The sequence below is a fragment of the Microcoleus sp. OTE_8_concoct_300 genome, from assembly GCF_031383065.1.
Lineage (GTDB): Bacteria > Cyanobacteriota > Cyanobacteriia > Cyanobacteriales > Microcoleaceae > Microcoleus.
This window is the reverse complement of record NZ_JANMZH010000310.1, coordinates 1-10,714: the sequence shown is the minus strand read 5'-3', so window position 1 is coordinate 10,714 and position 10,714 is coordinate 1. Positions and strand designations below refer to the sequence as shown.

At 50.5% G+C, this 10,714-nt stretch carries 2 protein-coding genes; both read left to right on the top strand.

What is annotated here, in order from left to right; genetic code table 11:
- Nucleotides 1-24: 24 nt before the first annotated feature.
- Nucleotides 25-7,083, top strand: a complete 7,059-nt coding sequence (locus ACUVJL_RS14085; protein WP_445246415.1) for an amino acid adenylation domain-containing protein — start codon at nt 25-27, stop codon at nt 7,081-7,083.
- Nucleotides 7,084-7,094: 11 nt separating this feature from the next.
- On the top strand, nt 7,095-10,714 hold a 3,620-nt coding region (locus tag ACUVJL_RS14080; protein WP_445246414.1), incomplete at its 3' end, for an amino acid adenylation domain-containing protein.

Below are 10,714 nucleotides of genomic sequence, written 5' to 3'. Positions count from 1 at the left end.
TTGGGGGTTCTGGAGACTCATGGCGTGGATGTGAACTGGGCTGGATTTGACCAAGACTACCAGCGATGCCGAGTGCCTCTGCCTACTTATCCCTTCGATCGCAAACGTTATTGGATTGAGCCTGAAAAACCTCCTTGTGTTGAGGATGTAGATACACAACTATCTAAGCCGAATGGTACTAACTTAAGGGGAAACCAGTCCGACCATACAACGAATGTTCCAGAATTTCAACCACTCAACTCGGCTGAACATAGTGTCGTTGTAGCTGAGCCAAAAATTGATACGACACCCGCGATCGCGCAGGCGAGTAGCAGTCAATCAAAATTGCGTACTATTGTGGCTCATTTGCTGCAAATGAACCCCGATGAAATCGATGTTAATGCACCTTTCCTGGAAATGGGTGCCGATTCGCTGATGCTCATAGAAGCTGTCCACACGATTGAAAACACCTTTGGAATTAAGGTGGCAATGCGCCAGTTCTTTGAAGGGTTGGCAACCATTGATGCTCTGGCTACCTACATAGATAAAAATATAACTCCAGAGTGGGCGCTGAAAGTTTACCCACAACCGGAGGTCAAGCCTACTGTGCCATCGCAAGACTTAGCGGTAGCGACATCTGTAGGTGCAACAGAGGATGTATCTAGGTCTGGAGTGCCAAACAAGGCCCAGGAGATAGCGATACCTAAGACTGCGCTAGAACGAATTATTGCCCAGCAGCTTGAGGTCATGTCTCAACAGCTAAAACTTTTAGGCAACAACGGTTCTGAGCCGGAAAAATCTCTTTTAAGCCAGAGCGCCCTTTTTGAATCTCTCAATCAAACAGTCCCCAACGTTAACAATCCTGCCGAGGCATCCCTTCCATCCCAAATCACCACAGATGCATCCTCTTTCTCTACATCGGGTAAGACCGAGCCAGATCAAGTTAATGCAGAACCGATTCTACCTCGGAGCTCGCTCAAGCCCGAACTGAACGTTCGGTTACATCCCGATCAGCAACGACACCTTGAGGAGTTGATTGCCCGTTATACGAAGCGTACTAAAAAATCGAAGCAACGAAAGCAAGCCTATCACCCTGTTTTGGCTGACAGCAGAGCTTCTGCGGGGTTTCGTCCTTCTATTAAAGAGATGCTTTATCCCATTATTGGACAGCGTGCCAAAGGCTCCAGAATCTGGGATTTAGATGGTAATGAGTATGTAGACATCACAATGGGGTTTGGGGTACAGCTATTTGGTCACGATGCACCCTTTATCACAGGCGCATTGGAAGCACAGCTGAAGCAAGGTTTACACCTGGGTCCACAATCAAAGCTCGCAGGTGAGGTAGCTGAATTGATTTGCGAAATGACTGGCGTGCAGCGAGTAACTTTCTGTAATTCAGGTACAGAAGCCGTTATGACAGCGCTGCGTCTAGCACGCACAGCAACAGGTCGCACCAAGATTGCTCTATTCTCAGGTTCTTATCACGGGCATTTTGACGGAGTTTTGGCGAAAGCACAGAGTGTGGACGGACATCTACGTTCTGTCCCCATAACTCCAGGAATAGCACAAAACATCTTCAACGATGTTTTGGTACTCGATTATGGTAATCCTCAATCGCTTGAGGTTCTGCAAACACACGCTCATGAATTAGCAGCGGTTCTTGTTGAACCTGTACAGAGTCGCAGACCAGATTTACAACCCAAAGCATTTTTACAGCAGCTAAGGCAATTGACGGCAACAGCAGGAACGGCATTAATCTTTGATGAAATAATCACAGGCTTTCGCATTCATCCTGGTGGTGCCCAAGCGTGGTTTGGTATTGAAGCGGACTTGGTAACCTATGGCAAGATTATCGGTGGTGGCCTGCCGATTGGGGTTATAGCTGGCAAAGCTATCTACATGAATGGAATTGATGGCGGTCTGTGGAACTATGGAGATGCGTCATCTCCTCATGCGGAAACGACTTTTTTTGCAGGCACTTTCAACAAGCATCCCCTTACTATGGCTACTGCACGGGCCGTACTCAAGCACCTAAAAGAGCATAGCCCAGCCATTCAGCAGCAGTTGAATCAACGCACATCCAAGTTAGCTGAAACTCTGAATACCTACTTTGAAGCCGAGGATGTACCGATCCGCCTTGTATATTTTAGTTCGCTGTTTCGCTTCACCTTTTCAGGAAATTTAGATTTGTTCTTCTATCACTTGCTCGAAAAAGGTGTCTACATCTGGGAAGGACGCAACTGTTTTCTATCTACTGCACATACCGATGCAGATGTTAATTATGTGATTCAGGCGGTCAAGGACAGCATAGATGAGCTACGAACGGGAGGTTTCCTGCCCAAAGGTTTGGGAAAACTTCCAGAGGTTCAGAAGGGGTTAAATGGATCGTCAAGCAGTCTAACAAAACCCTCTGCACCTACGGATGCTGTGCTAGCTTCTGCGTCTTTAACGACACTCCTCACCATGGAGGAGCGAGTAGCAAAGGAGCCAGAGAAAGTACCCCTAACTGAGGCTCAAAAGCAACTGTGGTTTTTGACCCAAATAGGGGACGAGGGCTCGCTCGCTTACAACCTCTACACAAGCATTCAATTAAAAGGTCCGTTTCAGTTGCGTGCAATGTGTCAGGCGGTGCAGAGACTTGTCGAACGCCATGAGACTTTACGGACAATTATTAGTGACCAAGGAGATTTTCAGGAGATTTTACCATATCTGAAGGTAGACGTTCCTTTGATTGATTTCTCAAGTGTGGACTCTCGCTACCGAGAGTCCGAAGTTGCTGAGTGGTTTAGACAAGAAAATCAAGAACCTTTCGACCTTAGACATGAGACTGCCTTTCGCATCCATATCCTCAAACTAAAAGAACAACTTCACTTGCTGGTATTGACGGCTCATCATATTCTGATCGACGGCTGGTCGATGGGTGTAATCCTACAAGAGTTAGGTGCGTTTTATACAGCTGAGTGTCAGGGAACAATTTGCCAACTTGAGCCACCGAAGCAGTTTAGAGAATATATAGAGTGGCAAGAGCAGCAAAGCCAAACTGAAGAAATGGCAAGCCATGAATCCTACTGGTTGGAAAAATTTGCCAGCTCAATTCCTGTCTTAAACTTACCGACGGATCGTCCTCGTTCACTCATAAAGACCTATAGGGGTAGAAGGCAAACTATACGGCTTGATGCCAAGCTTTGTAGTAAGGTTAAACGGTTCAGCGCAGAGAAAAGCTGTACTCTGTTTATGACCCTCCTTTCGGCATACACGCTTTTACTTTATCGGTTAACAGGTCAAGACGATATTGTGGTTGGTATTCCGGTTGCAGGACGGTCTCTCAAGGGCAGTGAAAAGCTTGTGGGCTACTGTACCCACCTATTGCCTTTAAGAGGTTGCGTCATTGGGTGTTCGACATTTTCGGAGCATCTAACAGGGTTCAGAAAATTATTGTTAGATGCTTTTGACCACCAGGATTATCCCTTTGCCAAGTTGATCGAGAAGTTAAAAGGAAGCCAAGACATCAGTATGTCTCCTATTGTTACAGCAACTTTTAACTTGGATCGACCTGTAGCTGTACCAGAAATGTTTGAACTGGAGACAGAGTTATTCCCTTCCCCTATCAATTTTACTGGATTCGATCTCAGCTTAGATGTCCTCGAAATAGACAGCGAGTTGGAGTTGAGCTGCGATTACAATCCAGACTTATTCGACAGTGCCACGATTGAGCATCTACTTGGGCATTTTCAGACAATACTTACCGGGATTGTAGCCAATCCCCAGCAGCAAGTCTCAGAATTTCCCATCTTGACAGCCGCTGAGCGACACAAGCTACTTGTTGAGTGGAATGATACCCATCTAGCGTTTCCTCAGGATTTGTGTATCCATCAGTTATTTGAGGCGCAGGTAGAACAGACGCCAGATGCAGTAGCGGTGGTTTTTGAAGATAAGCAACTGACCTACAGGGAGTTGAATTGCCGTGCAAATCAGCTGGCACACCACTTGCAAGCACTGGGGATAAAACCAGAGGTCTTGGTGGGAATCTGTATAGAGCGATCACTAGAGATGGTAATAGGACTGTTGGGTATCCTCAAAGCGGGTGGAGCTTATGTGCCACTCGACCCCGCCTATCCCTCTGAGCGCTTAGCCTACATGTTGGAAGATTCACAAGCGCCAGTGCTAGTGACGACTCAAAAGTTGTCCGTTGGATTGCCAGAACACCAAGCGCGTGTGGTTCGCTTGGACCTAGATTGGGGGATAAACTCGCCAGACAGTGACGTGGCTCCAGTCAGTGGTGTTAAAGCTGAGAACCTGGCTTATGTGATTTATACCTCGGGGTCTACTGGAAAACCTAAGGGAGTGGCGATCGCTCATCGAAATCTGGTGAATGCGTATCTGGCTTGGGAAGATGCTTATCAACTGCGGAGTTTGTGTACCAGTCATTTACAAATGGCCAGTTTCTCTTTTGATGTTTTTTCAGGGGATCTGGTTCGGTCGCTTTGTTCTGGAGCGAAGTTAGTCATCTGCCCACGAGAGTGGCTTTTAGAGCCTGAAAATCTGTATGAATTTATGCGAAAAGAAAAGATTGATTGTGCAGAGTTTGTTCCAGCGGTTCTGAGAAATTTGATTCAGTATTTGGAGAGAACAAAGCAAGACCTTAGCTTCATGCGGTTGCTGATAGTTGGTTCAGATAGTTGGCCTATAAAGGAGTATCAGCAATTCCAGAGTTTTTGTGGTCCTCAAACACGTCTGATTAATTCTTACGGGGCGAGTGAAGCGACCATTGACAGTTCATATTTTGAAAGTGCCACACTCAGTTTGTCTATTGATGGGCTAGTCCCCATTGGGCGTCCCTTTGCCAACACCCAAATCTACATCTTAGATTCCCATCTCCAGCCAGTCCCCGTCGGTGTTGCAGGCGAACTGCATATTGGTGGTGTTGGCCTGGCTCAAGGCTATCTCAATCAACCAAAGTTGACGGAGCAGAAATTCATCCCTAACCCTTTGAGCCATGAGCCAGGAGACCGCCTCTACAAAACCGGTGACCTGGGTCGTTATCTACCAGACGGCACTATTGAGTTCCTGGGACGCCTTGATAATCAGGTAAAAATTCGTGGCTTCCGCATTGAGCTAGGGGAGATCGAGGCGGTGCTGGGTCAATACCCAGCTGTGCAGGAGACCGTGGTCATGGTTCGAGAGGATGTCCCCGGCAACAAGCGACTGGTGGCGTATGTGGTGGTTAACCAGGTGCCTGCCCCAACGATTCCACACCTACAGCAGTTTCTGAAGCAGAAGCTGCCCGCATACATGGTGCCTAGTGCCTTGGTGCTGCTAGATGCCCTGCCGCTAACTCCCAATGGCAAAGTAGACCGCCACGCCCTGCCGACTCCTGACATGACTAGCTCGGGGGAAGGAGCCTTAGTAGCACCTCAAACGCATGTTGAGGAAGTGCTGGCGGGAATCTGGGCGGAGGTCCTGGGGCTCGAAAAGCTAGGTATCCACGACAATTTCTTTGAAGTCGGTGGGGATTCGATCCTCAGTATTCAGATCATCGCCAGAGCCAATCAGGCGGGTTTAAAGCTCACTCCCAAACAGCTGTTTCAGAACCCAACAATCGCGGAGTTGGCAACAGTGGCAGGCACCACCTCTGTGTTCCAAGCCGAACAGGGTCTGGTCACAGGAGAAGTGTTGCTGACACCCATCCAACGATGGTTCTTTGAACAGCAGTTTGCCGAACCGCACCACTGGAACCAGGCGATGCTGCTGGAAGTGCGGCAACCATTAGACCCGGCACTATTGTCACGAGTGGTGCAGCAATTGCTCATCCATCACGATGCACTGCGCCTGCGATTTGTGTTCTCTGCATCCGGCTGGCAACAAGTTAACGCCCTTCCAGATGAGGTAGTTCCCTGCACCAGGGTGGATTTGTCAGCGCTACCCGAGGCGGATCAAAGACCAGCCATTGAAGCAGCAGCAGCAGAACTACAGGCTAGTTTGAACCTGGAGACTGGTGCCATGGTACGGGTAGCGCTGTTTGACCTGGGCCGGAATCAGCCCAACCGCCTGCTGTTTGTCATTCATCACCTGGCAGTAGATGGTGTTTCCTGGCGAATTTTGCTAGAGGATCTACAACGAGCATACGAACAACTCAGTCGTGGGGAGGCAATGAAGCTGCCACCCAAGACAACTTCCTTCCAGGCTTGGGCTCAATCCCTGAGCGAGTATGGGCAATCCGCCGTACTGGAGCAAGAACTAGACTACTGGCTAGCCTCTTCCCGGTTTGGAGTTGCCCCTCTGCCAGTGGACTATCCGGCTGGTAAGAACGCCAACACCGTGGCCACGGCTTGTAACGTGTCAGTTTCGTTGAGCGCTGAAGAAACCCGCGCTCTGCTACAGGAGGTGCCGCAGGCTTATAACACCCAAATTAACGATGCGCTGCTGACAGCTTTGGTACAAACCTTTGCCCAGTGGACTGGTACTCGCTGCCTGCTAGTTGAGTTGGAAGGTCATGGGCGAGAGGAAATCTTGGAAACGGTGGATCTGTCACGCACGGTGGGCTGGTTTACCACTGTCTTCCCTGTGGTATTGGATCTAAGGGAAGCTTCCCATCCAGGAGAGGCATTGAAGTCGGTCAAAGAACAACTGCGTCGCATTCCGAACCGGGGCATTGGCTATGGCTTGCTGCGCTATCTCAACGAGGACACAGTAATCGCTGAGAAACTGCGAGCCCTTCCTCAGACCGAGGTGAGCTTCAACTACCTAGGTCAGTTCGATCAGTTGCTGTCGCCGGATGGGATGTTTGGACGAGCAAAAGAGTCCAGCGGCTCAGCTTACAGCCTGCTGGGAAGACGAAGCCATCTTTTGGAGATCGACGGGTTTGTGGCTGGAGGTCAGCTGCAATTCTATTGGACATACAGCTCAAATCTGCATCAAAGAGCTAAAGTTGAGCGTCTCGCCGAAGATTTTATGGCGGCAGTGCGATCGCTCATTGCCCACTGTCAATCGCCTGAGGCGGGTGGTTACACGCCTTCAGATTTTCCCGCTGCGAAGCTGGGTCAAAAAGATATTGATAAGTTGATTGCCAAAATCAGCCCAACCACCAAGAGGAAGTCTAAATGAAAATGGAGAGTATGGAGGATTTATACGAACTTTCTCCAATGCAGCAGGGGATGCTTTTCCACAGCCTTGCGGCTCCGGAGTCTGGGGTGTATATCGAGTCTCTCAGCTGTACCGTGCAGGGGAACCTGGACATTTCAGCATTCAAGCGGGCTTGGCAAAAGGTGGTGGAGCGACATCCAGTTTGGCGTACCTCGTTTTATTGGGAGGGCTTTGATAAGCCACTTCAAGTAGTAAACCGATGCGTGAGCTTGCCCTGGCAACAGCACGACTGGCGGGGACGTTCTCCTGTAGACCAGCAAGAGCAATTGGAGGCTTTCCTTGAGGCAGAGCGAAAGCGGGGCTTTGAACTCTCCGAGGCACCACTGATGCGTCTGGCGCTGATCCAGATGGATGATGATGTCTACGAATTTATTTGGAGCCACCACCACCTACTGCTGGATGGATGGTCGCTATCTTTGGTACTCAAGGAAGTCTTTGCTTTTTATGAAGCGTTCTGCCAAGGTCAAGACTTACACCTGAAACGCAGTCGTCCCTACCGCGACTATATCGCCTGGTTGCAAGAGCAGGACTTGACCGTGGCTGAGGCGTTCTGGCGACAGGTGCTCAGCGGTTTAAGTGCACCAACTCCGCTAACAGTCGATCGAGCATTGGGAAGTTTGTCCAGTGAGGTGGAGAGCTACGATGAGCAGGAAATCCAACTATCAGTAGCAGCGACAACAGCCTTCCAGTCGTTGGCCCGACAGCATCAACTGACTGTGAACACCTTGGTGCAGGGAGCCTGGGCGATCCTTTTGAGCCGCTACAGCGGACAGGAAGATGTTGTCTTTGGGGCTACCGTCTCCGGTCGTCCGGCAGACTTAGCGGGGGTTGAGTCTATGGTAGGGCTATTTATCAATACTCTGGCGATACGGGTGCAAGTGTCGCCGCAGGCTTTCCTGTCTGACTGGTTGCAGCAGCTCCAAGCTCAGCTTGTCGAGTTGCGCCAGTACGAATACAGTTCACTGGTACAGGTGCAAGGATGGAGTGATGTACCCCGAGGGCTGCCCTTGTTTGAGAGCATTGTAGTCTTTGAAAACTACCCGATAGATGCTTCCTTGCAGAAGCAGGGCGGCAGCTTAGAGTTTCGTAATGTTCGTAGCTTTGAGCGGACAAACTATCCCCTCACCTTGGTAGCATTGCCCGGTGCGCAATTGTCACTACAGCTAAGCTACGATTGCCGCCGCTTTGAGGTGGCTACTATCAGTCGGATGCTGAGGCATTTGCCGACCTTACTAGAAGGCATGGTTGTCAATCCTGGACAGCGCCTTAATAACTTGCCGCTGCTTACACAGCAAGAACTCCATACTCTGCTGGTGGAGTGGAATGACACCCTGGTGGATTACCCCAAACATCTTTGTATCCATCAGCTGTTTGAAGCTCAGGTCGAGCAGACACCTGAGGCGGTGGCAGTGGTGTTTGAAGACAAGCAACTCACCTACGGGGAATTGAACCGCTGTGCGAATCAGGTGGCGCATCACCTGCGTTCTCTGGGTGTAAGGCCGGATGTTTTGGTGGGCATCTGCGTGGAGCGATCGCTAGAGATGGTAATAGGACTGTTGGGTATCCTCAAAGCGGGTGGAGCATATGTACCGTTAGACCCACACTATCCCTCTGAGCGCTTGACCTTCATGTTGGAAGATTCACAAGCGCCAGTGCTACTGACCCAACAACATATCGTTGTTAGGTTGCCCAGGAGCCGGACCCATGTGGTTTACCTAGATGTAGACTCCGAAGCGATCGCCCTCCAGGGCCAAAGCAACCCGACGACCAACGTCACGGGTAATAATTTAGCCTATGCCATCTACACATCGGGTTCTACAGGCAAACCTAAGGGAGTGCAAATCTTGCATAGCGCTCTAGTCAATTTCTTAACATCCATGCGGCGTTGCCCAGGACTGACAGACCAAGATACCCTTTTATCCGTCACGACTTTATCATTTGACATTGCGGCTCTGGAACTATTTCTCCCCCTGAGTGTGGGTGCGCGTCTAGTTATACTCAGCCGTTCCGTCGCTACTGATGGTACCCAGTTATTAGAGAGGTTGAATAATTGTGGCGCTACGGTGATGCAGGCGACTCCAGCCACCTGGCGGCTACTGCTAGCAGTCGGCTGGTCAGGTAGCCATCAGATGAAAATACTCTGTGGCGGGGAAGCTTTATCGCGCGAGCTAGCTAATCAATTACTCGAAAAGGGCGCTTCCCTGTGGAATTTGTACGGTCCTACAGAGACTACCATCTGGTCTACGATCTATAAGGTTGACAACACCGATGGGACAGTTGACCTTGGTCGCCCGATTGCCAATACACAGATTTATCTGTTGGATGAACACTTACAGCCTGTCCCGGTGGGAGTTCCTGGTGAACTGTACATCGGTGGTGCGGGGCTGGCGCGAGGCTACCTCAACCGCCCTGAGCTGACGGCGCAAAAGTTTATTGTCAACCCCTGGAGCCAGGATCCGAACGCACGTCTTTACAAGACTGGGGATTTGGCTCGCTACCAGAGTGACGGTAACATTGAGTACCTGGGACGTATGGACCATCAGGTCAAAATGCGCGGTTTCCGCATCGAACTAGGGGAGATTGAGGCAGTGCTGAGCCAGCACCCTGTGGTGCAGCAGAGTGTTGCCATCGTCCGGGAGGATATTCCTGGCAATCAGCAGTTGGTTGCTTATCTCATCACTCACAAGGAGCAGGCACCACCTAATGCGAGCGAGTTGCGCAACTTCTTGAAGCAGCAGCTACCCGAATATATGGCTCCTTCTGCCTTCGTGACCCTCGATAGTCTGCCACTGACACCCAATGGCAAGATAGACCGCAGGGCCCTGCCGGCTCCTGATACCAGCAGACCCTTCGGGGAAAAAGGTTATGTAGCGCCTCAAACTCCCGTAGAGGAGATGCTCGCCAGAATCTGGGCACAGGTGCTGGCAGTCAAAGAGGTCAGCATCCACGATAATTTCTTTGATTTGGGTGGGCATTCCTTGCTGGCAACCCAGCTGATCTCCCGGGTGCGGGACACCTTCAATGTAGAATTTCCCTTGCGTGGTCTATTTGATTCTCCCACAGTAGCTTCCCTAAGTGAGCGTCTTGAGGAACTGCGAAGGGCACAGCAGGGTCTTGTGGCACCGCCCCTGCTGCCCGTTTCCCGGGAAGGAGAACTGCTTCTGTCCTTTGCTCAAGCTAGGCTGTGGTTCCTGGAGCAATTGGAGCCCGGCAGCTGGGCTTACAACATACCAGCAGCCGTGCGTCTTACAGGTTCGCTCCATGTAGCCGCACTGAAACAGAGCCTCCAGGAAATCGTCTTGCGCCACGAAGCCCTTCGTACCACCTTCGCGATCGTAAGTGGAGAGCCAATCCAGGTGATCGCCCCAGTCTTAGCCTTGGCCCTGCAGCTGGTGGATTTGCGCGATTTGCCAGAAGCTACTCAGGAGGCCCAGGTCAAGCGGCTGGCTACCGAGTCCGCACAGCAGCCCTTTGACTTAGCAATGGGCCCATTGCTGCGAGCAAAATTGCTACATCTGGGTGAAGCCGAGCACGTACTGCTGCTGACAATGCACCACATAGTCAGTGATGGATGGTCGATAGGAGTCCTGAT